Annotated in this window: 14 protein-coding genes; 5 read left to right on the top strand and 9 right to left on the bottom strand. The window is 60.9% G+C overall.

Annotated elements, in window-relative coordinates:
• Window positions 1-80: 80 nt before the first annotated feature.
• Window positions 81-1373: a glycine-betaine demethylase subunit GbcA gene (gene gbcA / locus J5M56_RS12245; RefSeq protein WP_207937002.1), complete on the top strand. Its 1293-nt coding sequence runs from the start codon at window positions 81-83 to the stop codon at window positions 1371-1373.
• 104 nt (window positions 1374-1477) lie between these two features.
• On the opposite strand, the gene J5M56_RS12240 is transcribed toward gbcA, so the two are convergent.
• The 8 genes from J5M56_RS12240 to J5M56_RS12205 form a co-directional block, all read right to left on the bottom strand.
• Window positions 1478-2386 carry an RHS repeat-associated core domain-containing protein gene (locus J5M56_RS12240; RefSeq protein ID WP_207937001.1) on the bottom strand — a complete coding sequence of 303 codons (909 nt, stop codon included), beginning with the start codon at window positions 2384-2386 and terminating at the stop codon, window positions 1478-1480.
• Window positions 2387-2501: 115 nt separating this feature from the next.
• The gene (locus tag J5M56_RS12235) at window positions 2502-3371 is read right to left on the bottom strand and encodes an RHS repeat-associated core domain-containing protein (RefSeq protein ID WP_207936999.1); all 870 of its coding nucleotides are present in this window, start codon (window positions 3369-3371) and stop codon (window positions 2502-2504) included.
• A 590-nt stretch (window positions 3372-3961) separates the two neighbouring features.
• Entirely contained in the window at window positions 3962-4732 is a 771-nt protein-coding gene (locus J5M56_RS12230) for an electron transfer flavoprotein subunit beta (RefSeq protein WP_207936998.1), read from the bottom strand.
• A 10-nt stretch (window positions 4733-4742) separates the two neighbouring features.
• Complete coding sequence (locus tag J5M56_RS12225) at window positions 4743-5975, bottom strand: electron transfer flavoprotein subunit alpha/FixB family protein (protein WP_207936996.1); 1233 nt, start codon at window positions 5973-5975, stop codon at window positions 4743-4745.
• Window positions 5975-7927, bottom strand: coding sequence for a dimethylglycine demethylation protein DgcB (gene dgcB, locus J5M56_RS12220; RefSeq protein WP_207936994.1), 1953 nt, complete (start codon window positions 7925-7927; stop codon window positions 5975-5977). Before dgcB ends, J5M56_RS12225 begins: the two co-directional genes overlap by 1 nt.
• A gap of 180 nt (window positions 7928-8107) precedes the next feature.
• Window positions 8108-10168, bottom strand: coding sequence for a dimethylglycine demethylation protein DgcA (gene dgcA, locus J5M56_RS12215; RefSeq protein WP_186478424.1), 2061 nt, complete (start codon window positions 10166-10168; stop codon window positions 8108-8110).
• 15 nt (window positions 10169-10183) lie between these two features.
• Window positions 10184-10714 carry a DUF5943 domain-containing protein gene (locus J5M56_RS12210; protein WP_060478331.1) on the bottom strand — a complete coding sequence of 177 codons (531 nt, stop codon included), beginning with the start codon at window positions 10712-10714 and terminating at the stop codon, window positions 10184-10186.
• 77 nt (window positions 10715-10791) lie between these two features.
• Window positions 10792-11769 carry a dipeptidase gene (locus J5M56_RS12205; RefSeq protein WP_060478330.1) on the bottom strand — a complete coding sequence of 326 codons (978 nt, stop codon included), beginning with the start codon at window positions 11767-11769 and terminating at the stop codon, window positions 10792-10794.
• Window positions 11770-12053: 284 nt separating this feature from the next.
• Between J5M56_RS12205 and J5M56_RS12200 the strand changes: the two genes are divergently transcribed.
• From J5M56_RS12200 to J5M56_RS12190, 3 genes are all read left to right on the top strand, one after another.
• On the top strand, window positions 12054-12455 hold the full coding sequence (locus J5M56_RS12200) for a lysozyme inhibitor LprI family protein (RefSeq protein WP_186478423.1): 402 nt from the start codon (window positions 12054-12056) through the stop codon (window positions 12453-12455).
• 114 nt (window positions 12456-12569) lie between these two features.
• On the top strand, window positions 12570-13286 hold the full coding sequence (locus J5M56_RS12195) for a hypothetical protein (RefSeq protein ID WP_081016646.1): 717 nt from the start codon (window positions 12570-12572) through the stop codon (window positions 13284-13286).
• Window positions 13287-13354: 68 nt separating this feature from the next.
• Window positions 13355-13906 carry a hypothetical protein gene (locus tag J5M56_RS12190; RefSeq protein WP_207936992.1) on the top strand — a complete coding sequence of 184 codons (552 nt, stop codon included), beginning with the start codon at window positions 13355-13357 and terminating at the stop codon, window positions 13904-13906.
• Here J5M56_RS12190 and J5M56_RS12185 read toward each other — a convergent pair.
• Entirely contained in the window at window positions 13897-14859 is a 963-nt protein-coding gene (locus tag J5M56_RS12185) for a GlxA family transcriptional regulator (RefSeq protein ID WP_060478327.1), read from the bottom strand. The genes J5M56_RS12190 and J5M56_RS12185 overlap by 10 nt on opposite strands.
• A 146-nt stretch (window positions 14860-15005) precedes the next feature.
• Between J5M56_RS12185 and choX the strand changes: the two genes are divergently transcribed.
• Window positions 15006-15950 carry a choline ABC transporter substrate-binding protein gene (choX, locus tag J5M56_RS12180; RefSeq protein ID WP_060478326.1) on the top strand — a complete coding sequence of 315 codons (945 nt, stop codon included), beginning with the start codon at window positions 15006-15008 and terminating at the stop codon, window positions 15948-15950.
• The last annotated feature ends 58 nt before the right edge of the window (window positions 15951-16008 follow it).

The following is a 16008-nucleotide window of genomic DNA, read 5'->3' as shown; positions in this document are numbered from 1 at the left end:
TTTTCAACAGACAGCCTTGCGGCACCACCACAACGATTAGCCACCTTTTGCCGGCCGCACACGGCCCCGAGGAATACACGATGGACGTCACCGCAACCCTGAGCCTGGGCGATCCACTGGAACCTGCACGCAAGGCCACTGCCGAGATGCTGCAGACCCGCGAGCGTACCTACTCGCTGCCCCAGCCGTTCTACAACGACGAGCGTCTGTTCCAGATCGACATGCAGGAGATCTTCCAGAAAGAATGGTTGATCGCTGGCATGACCTGCGAGATCCCGGCCAAGGGCAACTACATCACCCTGCAGATCGGCAACAACCCGATCCTGGTGGTGCGCGGTGCCGAAGGCAAGGTGCATGCCTTCCATAACGTGTGCCGCCACCGCGGCTCGCGCCTGTGCGTCAGCGATAAAGGCAAGGTGGCCAAGCTGGTTTGCCACTACCACCAATGGACCTACGAACTGGACGGCAGGCTGCTGTTCGCCGGCACCGAGATGGGCGCCGACTTCGACATGAAGCAGTACGGCCTCAAGCCTGTGAACGTGAAGGTCGCTGGGGGTTACATCTTCATCAGCCTGGCGCAAAACCCGCCAGCGATCGACGAGTTCCTAGCCACCCTGGACCATTACATGGAACCGTACGACATGGAGAACACCAAGGTGGCGGTGCAAACCACCTTGATGGAAAAGGCCAACTGGAAGCTGGTGCTGGAAAACAACCGCGAGTGTTACCACTGCTCAGGCTCCCACCCAGAGCTGCTGCAAACCCTGCTGGAGTGGGACGACACCAACGACCCGCGTGCCGACCAGGCCTTCAAGGACCACGTGGCCGCCTCTGCCGCCGCCTGGGAAGCCGAGAAGATCCCTTACCTGCACAAAAGCCATGGTCTGCGTAACCGCATCGTGCGCATGCCGCTGCTCAAGGGCACCGTGTCGATGACCATGGACGGCAAGCAGGCTTGCCAGAAGCTGATGGGCCGGATCAAGAACCCAGACCTGGGCTCGATGCGTATCCTGCACCTGCCGCACTCCTGGAACCACTGCATGGGCGACCACATGATCGTGTTCACCGTGTGGCCGATCAGCGCGCAAGAAACCATGGTCACCACCAAATGGCTGGTGCACAAGGATGCCGTCGAAGGTGTGGACTACGATCCAGAGCGCATGCGCAAGGTGTGGGACGCGACCAACGACCAGGACCGCCGGCTGGCCGAAGAGAACCAGCGTGGCATCAACTCCACCGCCTACCAGCCTGGGCCGTATTCGAAAACTTACGAGTTCGGCGTGGTGAACTTCATTGACTGGTACAGCAATCGCATGCTGGCCAATCTTGGCGCTGAACCTGCTCCGTACCTGACAGAGGTGAAGGCTCAGTAACCTGGGCAGCATCGCACATCACGGAGGGTTCGTGATGTGCGACACAGCTCAGGGCGTTGATACAGCGGACCTGAGAATGGCTTGGCCTTTATGCCCCTTTCTATTCAGATGGATTTTCGGATCCTCTGCATCTGCCCCTTGCCCGACATGTCCGAGTTAGGTGGTTGCGAAAATTTCCGTGAAACATAGGCCTCATCACCACTCCCTGAGGACAGCTGTGCAGGAGCAGACCGCTGGGACACATTTGGAGAATCAGAGTTATAGGACAGACCACTCGTCATACTTGGCCGAAAACCTGGAGGATCAGGCATCTGCGGAAGTGGGGTTGGTGGCGGCGCCGATGGGGCCGGCCTACTCACCATATGATCCGTGCCCTTCGCTTTCATACCTATCAGACTACGTAAGTTGCCAGTCACATTCTCGTAGATCTGGTTTCGCCCGACATAGAATGCTTTTGCGAGCTGAAGGACATGGCCTGTGCCTGCGACAACAACACCGACGTTGGATACGAACGTCCCCGGACCCCAACCCGCCGCTTGGGCCGTTGCGCCTGCTATGGACAATGCTCCTCCCCCAAAGGTGAGCCGGGAGATGAGTATCTCCAGCCCAGTAGAGGGGACCTTGCTCACCAAGGATTTAACCACCGAGACACTGCCGAAGCTCGCCGTCATGATCCGTTGGGTGAATGCCGAAATAGTTATCGGTGAATGGCCCGAGGGGTCCCGAGCGTTGACTGGATCACGATAGACATATGCATTGATGCCACCCAGCCCAAATGGGCTGAGATCATCCGGGGAATGGAACCGCATCAAGTGCGGATTGTAAGTTCGGTAGCCCTGGCCCAAGTGGTAGCAACCGGTCACTGGATCACGGTTTTCTCCGGTGAACCCTGTGATCAGGCAATCGCTGCTGGCAAGCGCGCCATACACCGTATAACGCCGAGTGATGCCGCTCTCGCCAGCTAGGACCGTACATTGCCTATCTACCGCCAGACACCGCGTTTTCGTGGCCATGCCGGCTCTCGCTGGAAAGATGACAGCCCCAATACTAAGCCCTGCACCGCCCCACCAGAACTGGCAAAAATATCAGGTCCTTTAGCCAAACCCGTGATCAAACAGCCTTACTGAATCACAAAGATGTTTCCCTGATGGAGATTGTCGTCACGGGTTCAGCCTCGGATGATTGCCGCGCACCCCAATTACGCCAAGCGTCCGTCGCAGCGTTGTACGCCGCCCTGATATGCATGCCCAAGACCCCGGCCCCGCGCCACAAATAGGTCGCCCCCTCAACCGCCATCCTGGCGCCTGTGACTTCATAAACAGTCTCCCACGCCACCCTACCCGCTGACACGCCTGGCCGCCCCACCCCACGCCAAACCGCCTGTGCAACTCCGCTATTGGAGAACATGCCACCCGCAATATTGCCGAGCACATTGCTCATACCCAAGCGTTGGCTGGTACTGGTCAACACATTACTCACCGACCCGCTTTGGATAGGGGCTGCTACCGCGCTCCCAACGCCCAGCACGCCTGTCCAGGCGAAAGCAATGTTACCTACACGTTGGCTGAAGCTCGGCTTAACCAAAAGAGTGCCCGAATGCTGGCTTTCCAGCCGATTGACCACATTTCTCGCCGTGCGTAACACGGCCCCACCCGCCGTTACCGTACTTGAAAGCACTCTGACGCCGGTTATCAAGTGGCTTAGCCAGCTCGCGCCACTGGGGTCTACCCGGTTGACTGGGTCACCAGCGCAGTAGGCATAGGCATTCAGCCCGCCTGTGGAAAAGGGACTGAGAGAGTCAGGGGAGTGAAAACGCATCAGCACCGGGTTATAGGTTCGTCGGCCATTACCCAGGTGGTAGCCGCCAACGTGAGAATCGAACAATTGGCCAGTGAAAGCCAGGCATCCACCATCGATCGCCCGGTACGCCCCATACGGCGAATAGGCCCTCGAAACTCCCCGGCCCTGGATACATGTGGCCTTTAGCGTGCCGTGCATGATCGATGCTCAAGCGATAATCTTTGGTAAACCTATCCAACTCGAGCATTTTCGACAACTGGCAGAATTGCTAGGTATGCAGGACTTATACACAGCGCTTGCAGCACTTAACTTCATTGTTTCCGCTGCCGGAGATACCATGCTCCCACACACCTGATCATAATTTGATCAAATCCGCGCAACCCTGATGTGGTGAGGGCTACAGCCTACTTCGTACATCTTGTCCACAGAGACACCAACAGACTTTGTGAACAACGATCACGCTAACCACCACGCACCTGTGGATAAGCGCTTTGTGAACCGTAATTTTATCTTTGACCAGCATTTCACTGCCCTTTGATCATTTTTTGATCGATTCTCCCCAAGCCTCGCTCTTAAGGGCTCGCAGTCGCTACTGAACAGATTATCCACAGACCGGCTAACAGCGATTGTGGGTAAAAAACTTCGGGTATCGCGCCATTAGCGGATAAGGGCTATGGCCTGTGAATAAAGCGCTTTGGTGCGTGACGGCTACTCAGATCGAGTCCACCCAGCCTCAGCCAAATGAAACCAAGCGCACACAGGCCGCTCATCAATCCCTAACCACACATTCAGCGTAGAACGCCTTCTTCTACCAGCAGCTTGAGGATCGCCTCGGCACCTTCCTGCGGGGAAACATCCTTCAGCACCTTACCGCCACCACCGCTTGCTTTGGCCGTTGCGGCTTTCATCCGGTCGGCCCCGCTCTTGGCCTTGATCACCTTCAAGCGCTTGGGCCGAGGGCGGGCTGGTTGCAACTGAGCATCGGCCAACAGTTCGTCCTCGACAATCGCAACGTCACGCGCCGCCAATACCCCCCGCCGCGCAGGGCCAAAGGCGCTTTGCCGTGGTTTGGGTGCTGCGTTATCCACAGTCGCCAGCAGCGGCAGGCGTACCTTCAGCCGCCTGCGCTGGCCGCGTGGCAGCGCTTGCAGCACTTGAGCAGTCCCATTGTCGATCGACTCCACCTCAGCCAACCCCACAATCAGGGGCCAGCCAAGCTTTTCCGCCAATAGAAACGGCAGCATGCCCGAACCTTCCCCGGTTTCAGCCTGGCTACCGGTCAGCACTAACTGGGCGCCAGCATCGCGCAGGTAATCGCCCAGCACGCCCAGCACATCCGCACCGACTGGCTGTTCCAGCACGTCCAGATGCTCCAGGCCCATGCCCAGGTAGGCACGCAGGGCCTCTTGCTTAGGGTCGCCGGCATGCACCACCTGCAAGTTATCCCCAGCCAACTGCAAGCCCAGTTCCACCGCGCGGGAATCCTGTTCGGCGCGGCGGGCGCGACCGGAGCTTGGGTGTGCGCCGATGGATACCAGGCTGATCACTTTCGTACTCATGCTCGTGCCCTTATGCCGCGTCGCGCTGGCCGCCGCTGCGGTAGTTGTCCACAGCTTCGATCAGTGCCTGGAGAATCGCCGAACTGTCGCCAATCACCGACAGGTCAGCCCGTTTGATCATGTCGCAGCCAGGGTCCATGTTGATCGCCACCACCTTGTCGCAGGCACCGATGCCCTGCAGGTGCTGGATCGCGCCAGAGATACCCACAGCCACATAGACTCGTGCTGTAACCCAGGTACCGGTGGCACCGACTTGGCGGTTACGCGGCATGAAGCCGTCGTCCACCGCCACCCGCGAGGCGCCTTCGGTCGCGCCCAAGGCGGCGGTGGCCTTGTGGTACAGGTCCCAGTCCTTGACGCCGTTGCCACCGGAAACAATGAACTCGGCTTCAGCCATGGCGATGGTCGCAGGGTCCACTGCCACAGCGCCCAAGTCCTCGATACGCGGCAGGCTGCGCACTACGCTTGTGGACAACTCCACCGGCAACGCTTCGTGACGGGTTTCACTGACTGGCTCGGCACACTCCGCCGCGCCCAGGATCAGGCGTGGTACGGCGCGCTGCAGATCTTGCTGGCCGGCACCGGCACGGCCGATGCACTGGCCGTCCTTGACCTGCCAGACCCGCGTGGCCGGGCGTTCGCCCAGGGCCGCGCCAAGGCGCCGGCCCAGTTCGCCGCCACCTGTGCGGCTGTCGGGCAATAGCCAATGCTGTGGGGCGAACTGGTTGTCCACAGCGCGCAGCCCCTGCACCAGCTGCTCCGGTGCATAACCTTCAAACTGCTCGCCTTCAAGGACCAGCAGGCGATCGACACCGGCTGTGGAAAAGTTGCTTTCCTTATGTTCCCCAAACACCACCGCCAGCACTGCGCCGTCGCTGCCGGCCAGGCCATGGGCCAAGCCGAGCAAGTCGCGGTCGTGGCTGCTCAAGCGGCCGCCGATCATATCCGGCACCACGGCAACGTAGAACGCAGGCGCTGGCACTTGGTGCAGCGGCAGTTGCACTTCGGCAGCCGCCGTACGCCGCCCACCAACACCGGTACCCTGCTGGGCGCCGCTGCGGTCGATACGTTTTAGGCCGGCCGGGCCGATGAACCCGGCGGCGATGGCATGGGGGTTCTTGCGGATCAGGCCGTTGGGGCCCATCCAGCGGGTCTGTTGCGTCTGCATCGCCGCGTGCAGCGGATGCAGACGGTTACGGGCGATCCACTCGGCGCGTGGATCGCGGCGGATGATGTCGCTCATCAATGCACCTCCGCAGGTTCGCGTTTAACCGTTGGCGGCTTTGGGGCCGCAGGCGTTTGCTCTTCGAGCAGCACATCGGCCACCAGCTCGGCGAGGTCCTTGATCTGTGGGCGCGGCTCCACCACACCTTCGAGCATCGCAGTGCACTGCGGGCAACCCACGGCCACCAGCTCGGCCTTGGTTTCGCGGATGTCGTCCATGCGCATGTCCGGAATCCGCTGCTTGCCAGGGATGTCGGTGATCGGCGCGCCGCCGCCGCCGCCACAGCAACGGGAACGGAAACCTGAGCGTTGCATTTCGCGTACCTCGATACCCAGCGCCTTGAGCACTTCGCGCGGCGCTTCGTACTCACCGTTGTAACGGCCCAGGTAGCACGGGTCGTGGTAGGTGACACTGCCGCCCTTGTGCTTGCCGAGGTTCAACTTGCCGGCCGCAATCAGTTCAGCGATGTAGGTGCTGTGGTGCTGCACCTGGTACTCACCGCCCAATGCGCCGTACTCGTTCTTCAGTACGTGGAAGCTGTGCGGGTCGCAGGTGACGATGCGCTGGAACTTGTACTTGGCCATGGTCTGGATATTGCGCTTGGCCAGTTGCTGGAAGGTCGCTTCATCGCCCAGGCGGCGCGCCACGTCACCGCTGTCGCGTTCCTCCAAGCCAAGCACGGCAAAGTCGACGCCGGAGGCCTTGAGCACCTTGACGAACGAACGCAGGGTGCGCTGGTTGCGCATGTCGAAGGCACCGTCACCGACCCAGAACAGCACTTCGGTAGCCTGCACCTGCGACAGCAGCTGCAGGTTGAGGTCGGCCGCCCAGTTCATCCGCCCACCGGGGGCGAAGCCGCCGGGGTTGTCGGTGGCGATGAGGTTGTCCAGCACTTCGGCGCCCTTGTTCGGGGTCGCACCCTTTTCCAGGGTGAGGTGGCGGCGCATGTCGACGATGGCATCGACGTGCTCGATCATCATCGGGCATTCCTCGACGCAAGCGCGGCAGGTAGTGCACGACCACAGCGTCTCGGCGTCGACCAGGCCATTGACGATTGGCTGATGTGGGTTGCCGCTGTGCTCGCCAATCGGCTTGCCAGGATACGGGCTGCCGGCAAAGTTGGCATCGCTGCCGCCGGCCAGGCCGATGACCATGTCCTGAATGAGTTTTTTTGGGTTCAGCGGCTGGCCTGCAGCGAACGCCGGGCACATGGCTTCACATTTGCCGCACTGCACACAGGCGTCGAAACCGAGCAGCTGGTTCCAGGTGAAGTCCACCGGTTTTTCCACACCCAAGGGCGCGTTCGGGTCTTCCAGGTCCAGTGGCTTGAGGCCGGTGGAGCGGCCGCCGCCGAAGCGCTCGGCGCGGCGGTGCCAGGCCAGGTGCAGGGCACCTGCGAAGGCGTGCTTCATCGGGCCGCCCCAGGTCATGCCGAAGAACAGCTCCGACACACCCCACAGCACGCCCAGGCCAAGAATGGCCACCATGACCCAGCCGCCAGTGTTGGCCGGCAGGATACCGGCAACCGGCAAAGTGGCGATGAAGAAGCTTGCGGCAAACACTAGCAGGCTCTTGGGCAACCGCATCCACGGGCCCTTGGACAGGCGCGAAGGCGGGTTCAGGCGGCGTTTGAAGACGAAGATGGCGCCGCTGAACATGATCACCGTGGCGATCAACAGGGCGTAGCCGAGTATCTTGCTCTGCAGGCCGAACCCATGCACCAGGATCGCCAGCACGGCCGACAAGACAAAGCCACCAGCGGTGGCCACGTGGGTGTTGGACATGTACTTGTCGCGCTCGACCACATGGTGCAAGTCCACCAGGTAGCGCCGCGGCATGGCCAGAAGGCCGCCGATCAGGTTGACCTTGGATGGCCGGCCACGCCGCCACATGCGCACCCGGCGCAGGGCACCGAGCACTGCCAGGCCAAGGGCAGCGAACAGCAAAATGGGTAGAAGGGTGTTCAACATGGGAGGCTCCCACAACAGCTGAATTCTTGCGCCGCCTCAAGGGCTACGCGGACCCCTGTAGGAGCGAGCGAAGCTCGCGATAGCGCCCGAACAGACAACCCGGGTGCCAAGGCTGACGCCATCGCGAGCTACGCTCGCTCCTACAGGGGGGCCAGTCCCGCCTCTAGAGAGGCGGAGCGATCAGAAGTCCTTGCACAGGCGCAAAGCGTCGTAGATCGCCGCATGCACGTTGCGTTGGGCCACGCAGTCACCGATGCGGTACAGCAGGTAACCTTCGCCCGGCTGGCTAAGGATCGGCTGTGGCTTGATGGCGAACAGCGCTTCCACGTCGATCTGGCCCTTGTTACGCGAACCTTCCTTCAGCGCGTAATACAGTTGCTCGTCCGGGCGCACGCCGTTCTCCACCACCACCTGGTCGACCACGCGCTCTTCCTTGGCCCCGGTGTATTCGTTCTCCAGCACCGCCACCAGCTTGTCGCCCTCGCGGTAGACCTTTTCCAGCATCATGTCGCCGGTCATGATCACTTCTTTGGGGTACATGCTGCGGTAGTAGGTCGGGAAGGTAGTACCGCCCATGGCCACACCCGGCTTGATGTCGTCGGTGACGATCTCGACCTGGCTGCCCTTGTCGGCGATGAAGTCTGCCACCGACATACCGGTGAATTCGCAGATGGTGTCGTACACCAGCACGTTCTTGCCCGGCGCGACCTTGCCATCGAGCACATCCCAGCTGCTGACCACCAGCCCTTCGGCGGCGCCCCAGTGCTCGTTCTGCTCCAGGTAAGAATGCCCACCGACGGCCAGCACGATGATGTCCGGCCGCAGGTCCTGAATGGTCGCCACGTCTGCGGCGGTGCCCAGGCGCAGGTCGACCTTCAGGCGGGCGAACTCCAGCTGGTACCAACGCGTGATACCGGCAATCTGGTCGCGCTGCGGGGCCTTGGCGGCGATGGTGATCTGCCCGCCGATCTGGTCTTTCTTCTCGAACACGGTCACATCGTGGCCGCGCTCGGCCGCCACACGGGCCGCTTCCATACCGGCAGGGCCGGCACCGACGATGACGACCTTGCGCTTGGGCCCGGTGGTCTTCTCGATGATGTGCGGCACGCCCATGTATTCACGGGAAGTCGCGGCGTTCTGGATGCACAGCACATCCAGGCCCTGGTACTGGCGGTCGATGCAGTAGTTGGCACCGACGCACTGCTTGATCTGGTCCACCTGGCCCATCTTGATCTTGGCGATCAGGTGCGGGTCGGCGATGTGCGCGCGGGTCATGCCGACCATGTCGACGTAGCCGCCTTCCAGAATACGCGTGGCCTGGTTCGGGTCTTTGATGTTCTGCGCGTGCAGCACCGGCACCTTGACCACTTCCTTGATGCCCGCCGCCAGGTGCAGGAATGGCTCTGGCGGGTAGCTCATGTTGGGAATGACGTTGGCCAGGGTGTTGTGGGTGTCGCAACCGGACCCCACCACGCCGATGAAGTCGATCATGCCGGTGGCATCGTAATAGGCGGCGATCTGCTTCATGTCCTCGTGGCTGAGGCCATCGGGGTGGAACTCGTCGCCGCAGATACGCATGCCCACGCAGAAGTCGTCACCCACTTCGGCGCGCACGGCCTTGAGCACTTCCAGGCCGAACTTCATGCGGCCTTCGAAGCTGCCGCCCCACTCGTCGGTACGCTTGTTGACCCGCGGGCTCCAGAACTGGTCGATCATGTGCTGGTGCACAGCCGACAGCTCAACGCCGTCCAGGCCACCTTCCTTGGCACGCCGCGCGGCTTGCGCGTAGTTGCCGATCACGCGCCAGATCTCTTCTGGCTCGATGGTTTTGCAGGTGGCGCGGTGCACCGGTTCACGGATACCCGACGGCGACATCAGGGTCGGCCAGTTGAAGCCGTCCCAACGCGAGCGACGGCCCATGTGGGTAATCTGGATCATGATCTTGGCGCCATGCTTGTGCATGGCGTCAGCGAGGTTCTGGAAGTGCGGGATGATGCGGTCGGTCGAAAGGTTGACCGACGACCACCATTCCTGCGGGCTATCGATGGCCACTACCGACGAGCCGCCACAAATGGCCAGGCCGATACCTCCCTTGGCCTTCTCTTCGTAGTACTTCACATAGCGGTCGGTGGTCATGCCGCCGTCAGTGGCGTAGACCTCGGCGTGCGCAGTGCTGAGCACGCGGTTGCGGATGGTCAGTTTGCCGATCTGGATCGGCTGGAACATTGCTTCGAATGCCATGACGCTCTCTCCGGCTTACAACGGCTTGACGACGAACAGGCCATCTTCGTGGCCTTCTTCCGAACCGCCATAGACCTGTTCGGCCACGGTGCGGATAGAGCTGCCGCGGGCAGCGAGAATCTGGTCCATGGCACCGGCGAACCAGCCAGTGAACATGTAGTCGACCTTGCGCCCGCACTTGCCATAGACGTACACGAACGCCGAGTGCTTGAGCTTGACGCTGCAGGTGCCTTTATCCAGGTCGATGTCCTGGATCTCGAACAGGCCCCAGCCACGTTGGCTCAGGCGCTTCATGTAATGCTCGAACACCGCTACGCCTTCCAGGCCATGGCATTCAGCTTCTTTCTCGCACCAGTGCCAGGCGGACTTGTAGCCGGCTTTGTAGAGGATCTCGGCATAGGCGTCGGCGCCCAGCACTTCCTCAATACCGATGTGGTTGTTGACGAAGAAATGGCGCGGCACATACAGCATCGGCAAGGCGTCGCTGGTCCAGACACCGGTCTCGCTGTCGACTTCGATTGGCAATTGCGGGGCGATCTTGGCCATGGAAACTCAACTCCAGAAAATTTTTATGTGGGTGCCCCGGCGTTGCTGGCAGGGGCTATCAGGCTTTGGAGAGCGGCTTACTCGCCCCAGACGTCCTTAAGGACGTTTACCCAGTTCTCGCCCATGATCTTGCGGACCACGCGCTCGGAATGGCCGCGCTTGAGCAGGGTCTCGGTGAGGTTGGGGAATTCGCCGACAGTGCGAATGCCAAGTGGGTTGATGATCTTGCCGAAGTTGGTCAGGCGACGGGCGTAGCCCTTGTCGTGGGTCAGGTACTCGAAGAAGTCCTGGCCGTGGCCCTGGGTGAAGTCGGTACCGATACCGATAGCGTCTTCACCGACGATGTTCATGGTGTATTCGATGGCCTCGGCGTAGTCGTCGATGGTCGAGTCGATACCTTTGGCCAGGAACGGCGCGAACATAGTCACGCCGACGAAGCCGCCATGGTCGGCAATGAACTTCAGCTCCTCGTCCGACTTGTTGCGCGGGTGCTCTTTCAGGCCCGAAGGCAGGCAGTGGGAGTAGCAGACCGGCTTCTTCGATTCGAGGATCACTTCCTCGCTGGTCTTGGAACCTACGTGGGACAGGTCGCACATGATGCCGACGCGGTTCATCTCGGCGACGATCTCGCGGCCGAAGCCCGACAGGCCGCCGTCGCGCTCGTAGCAACCGGTGCCCACCAGGTTCTGGGTGTTGTAGCACATCTGCACGATGCCCACGCCCAGCTGCTTGAACACCTCGACATAGCCGATCTGGTCTTCGAATGCATGGGCGTTCTGGAAGCCGAAGAGGATGCCGGTCTTGCCCAGCTCCTTGGCCTTGCGGATGTCGCTAGTAGTGCGTACCGGCATCACCAGGTCGCTGTTCTCGCGGATCAGTTTCTGGCTGGCGGCGATGTTGTCGACAGTCGCTTTGAAGCCTTCCCAGACCGACACCGTGCAGTTGGCCGCAGTCAAACCGCCTTTGCGCATGTCTTCGAACAGCTCGCGGTTCCATTTGGCAATGATCAGGCCGTCGATGACGATGCTGTCGGCGTGAAGTTCGGCTGGGCTCATCAGGCTGTCCCCTTTAATGACTTGTGCTGCGCCGAATCTTCTGCCGGCGCTTTGAGGCCAGCATATGCCTGTGCCCAGCAGCGCCCCGATGCAAAAACGACAGGGGGTTTGCCGAAAGCGTCAATGCGCGACATCGCGCCCTCTGGCACGCCGTACGGCAATGAGAGGCAGTCGCGATAACGGCACCTGCCGCCGCTTGATGAACATTTCGTCAGAGAGCTATCGTCTTGCGGGTAGCTGAGCGAGAATCCAGCCGATGGGTGAGCCTTGTTAAGGAGAAAAGGATGAAGTCATTGGCATGGCTGGTATTGCTGGCCGTGGTGTCGGGCGCACAGGCCGGCGAAGAAGAAAGCACCCCCTGCGACAACGTCGAGACTGACCAGCAGACCTACGCCTGTGCGGCGTTCAACAAGCAGACCGCCGAGCGCGAATTGAAGTCGGCGTATGACGACTTGATTCAGCGCATTCGCGACCAGTATGCCGACGATGGCGACAAGGCGAGTGCCCTTGTTGGGAAAATGGACGCTGCCGAGAAGTTGTGGACCCAGCTGCGTGACGCCGACTGCAAGGTCGAAACCTATGCCGAAAAGCCAGGCAGCAAAGCGTTGCAGGCAGCCTGGGATACCTGCGTGGCGCAGCGTAGCGATGACCGCTCGGAGTACCTGCAGTCTATCGGCCAGCAATAGAAGCTTCGGCTGAACAGGAAAAGCTTTCAGCTTATCTGTCTTGGCGATCCGAACCACAGTGCATGCCAAGCGCCTCACCCGAGGCGCCGGAATGTACTGAACAGGAACCAAGATATGACCTCCAACATCAGCAAAACCGACATGGACACCGCCATCGCTGCCCTGAAGAAGGAAGGCGAAGAACGCGCCGTCATGGTCGCCAATACCGTCTGCATCTTTGCCCCGGATGTACCTGCCAGCGTTGCCGAAGACGTGCTCGATGGTATGCGCTTGATGAATTTGTCGGCGAACAAAAAGTTCGACAAAGAAACCCAACAGCGCGAGTGGTACAACTTCTACAACGATGGCCTAGGCAAGTTCGGCTGGACCCTGACCGGCGCTGCCCATGTAGAGGAAGCCCTCGACAAGGACACCCACACCCTGGCCACCCTGGCCCCTGAAATCGTCACCGTGCAGATTGGCAGCACCCATCGACTGAGCCGTTGTGTGAGGCGCTCTTTCGAAGTGATCGTGCAAACGCCAAAGGCGCAGCAGTTGCTCGAAGAGAGCAGCCTGAGCGTTTCGGGCAAATCCAGCACCATTCAGATTTCGGCTTGCGAAATGACCCCGCAAGGGCTGCCGATCATGCACATGACCAGCGTTCAGCTCAGCTATGACAAGGTTGAAAAAGCTGCTGGTTCTGCCGGTCGCCTTATCGACAAGTCGAACACCCGCGTTTACCGGGCTTCCCAGCAAGGCTCGTTCAGCGTTCGCCACTTCAACGCCATGCGCGAAACCGTGAGGCTGAAGCTGGCTAGCCAGGCGTTCGACATCCTGGCACTGGACATCTGACCCGGGCCCGGCGTCGCCCTGGCGGCGTCGGGTATCCCTTCCGACATTTGCAGCGAGGGGCCAGAAGCATGCCCGCAAAACCCGCCGCGCACGCCTTGGACGACCTTCATGCCTGCCTTCGCCTGGCACAGCTGGAGGCCAACCAGACGTACGATCGCCAGCAAGACGGCCAGCGCTGGTTCAGCCGTTTCTTGCGGAGCCTGGAAGACAGCGGTGTCGAACTGGTGCAGCGGACAGCGAAGAGCCTCGACTACGTCCCCACGGACGCCGTGTTTCAAGATGTCTTCACCGGCTGGATTCCCGCCCCCCAGGCGCGCAACCTCAAGTTCCGAAGGGTTGCCAGCGACATACTCCATGGTTTGAAACAGCCAGACCTCGCCTTGTTGCGCAACACCTCGGCCAGTTCGCACATGCACATCGAATTTGACCTGGATGACGAGGGTAGCCATATGGCAATCGTGTTTTACCTATGCTGTGCAACCGACCCTGACTCACCTCGCACGCACCTGAGACTGCATTTGCACCACCTGGGCGCGAAGCTTGATGTTCAGGCTTTCGAGGCGAGGCGATCGCAAGTTGAAAAGCGCCTGCAAGCGCTCTGCAATGTGGATCAGCTCTGATCCGGCAATTGTGGCTTGAGCGCCTGGCGCTCTTCACGTGGGCAGCGGCCAAAGCGTCGCTTGTAACGGCGGGTGAAATACGACGGCAGCTCGAAACCACACGCCACGCTGACCTGCGTAATGCTCATCTGCGTCTGACACAGCAGCTGGCGCGCCTTGTCCAGACGCAAGCTCAGATAAAAGCCGCTCGGCGTTTCATTCAGGTACAGCTTGAACAGGCGCTCGAGTTGTCGCCGAGTGATCATGGCTCGTGCGGCCAGGTCCAATGTACTGAGCGGTGGCTCGGTATGCTTTTCCATATCGCCGATCACCTGCACCAGTTTGCGGTTGCTGATGCCATAGCGCGAGGCAATCTGCATCCGCTGGTGATCCTGGCGCGGCCGGATGCGGCCGAGCACGAATTGCTCCGACACCTGCACCGCCAATTCACTGCCATGGGATCGGGCAATCAGGTCGAGCATCAGGTCGATCGACGCGGTGCCGCCGGCGCATGTGATTCGCCGCCGGTCGATTTCGAACAGCTCTTGGGTCGCCTGCAGGCTCGGGTAGTTTTCCTTGAACGCGTCCAACGCTTCCCAGTGCAGGGTAACGCGATGGCCATCGAGCAAGCCGGCCTCGGCCAACACCACCGCTCCGGTATCTATGCCGCCGAGGATGACGCGTTCATGGTCCAGGCGACGCAGCGTTTGCTGCAGTGCCGGCCCATAGCAGGCCAACGGATCGAAGCCCGCCACGATCAGCACAATGCCACAGGGTTCGGCCGCCCCGAGCGCTGCGTCGGCGTTCACTGACATGCCATTGCTGGCCTGCACGGCACCACCGTCCAGGCTCAGCACCTGCCAACGATAACAAGGGCCATTGAAACGGTTCGCCACACGAAGAGGCTCTACGGCACTGATGAACCCCATCGCCGAAAACCCTGGCAACAACAGAAAATGGATCAGTTGCGGCATTGCATGCTCCACGGCAAAAGGTGGTCGCCTCCGTGCAAATCTTGGTCGCCAGGGTGCGATTTTCCACCCTGGGTGCAGCGTAGCGTGTTCACACGGCCCACAGAGGCCCGAACCTATAAAAAATGCCCTGCCGATGGAGAGCCACCATGCACAGCTTGATCCGCCGCAGTCTGTTGACCTTCGCACTGAGCAGCATCGCTTGTACCCCACTTTTCGCCGCTGAGCCCGCAGCCTGCAAGAACGTGCGCCTGGGCGTGGTCAACTGGACCGACGTCATTGCCACCAGCGCCATGGCCCAGGTGCTGCTCGATGGCCTGGGTTACCAGACCAAGCAGACCAGCGCCTCGCAGCAGATCATCTTCGCCGGTATCCGCGACAAGCGCCTGGACATGTTCCTGGGTTACTGGAACCCGATCATGACCCAGACCATCACCCCGTTCATCGACGCCAATCAGGTCAAGGTCCTGGAAAAACCCAGCCTGGAGGACGCCCGCGCGACCCTCGCCGTGCCGAAGTACCTGTACGACAAAGGCTTGAAGACTTTCGCCGATATTCACAAGTTCGAGAAAGAGCTGGGCGGCAAAATTTACGGTATCGAGCCAGGCTCCGGTGCCAACACCCAGATCAAGGCAATGATCGCCAAGAACCAATTCGATTTGGGCAAGTTCCAGCTGGTGGAGTCCAGCGAAGCCGGCATGCTCGCCGCCGTCGACCGGGCCGTGCGGCGCAAGGAAGCGGTGGTGTTCTTCGGTTGGACGCCACACCCGATGAACGTGAACATCGACATGGCCTACCTGGGCGATAGCCAAGGCGCCCTGGGCCCTGACGAAGGGCGCGCCACGGTCTGGACCGTTACCGCGCCGGACTACGCCGAGCGCTGCCCCAATGCCAACCGCTTGCTGGCCAACCTTAACTTCAGCGCCGAAGACGAGAGCCGCATGATGCAACCGCTGCTCGACCACAAGGACGCGCTGGAGTCGGCCCGACAGTGGCTCAAGGACCACCCCGAGGACAAAGCCCGCTGGCTGGAAGGTGTGACTACCTTCGATGGCAAGCCGGCTGCAGACAACCTCAAGCTCACCGCCAACTGATCCGGCCTCTTCGCGGGTAAACCCGCTCCCACAGCCAAAGCACATGCCAGGGCCATCA

The sequence above is a fragment of the Pseudomonas sp. 51_B genome (genome assembly GCF_017491595.1).
In the GTDB taxonomy this organism is placed as follows: Bacteria; Pseudomonadota; Gammaproteobacteria; order Pseudomonadales; family Pseudomonadaceae; genus Aquipseudomonas; species Aquipseudomonas promysalinigenes.
Note: the sequence above shows the minus strand (reverse complement) of the source record. Positions and strands in the feature narration are given on the sequence as shown.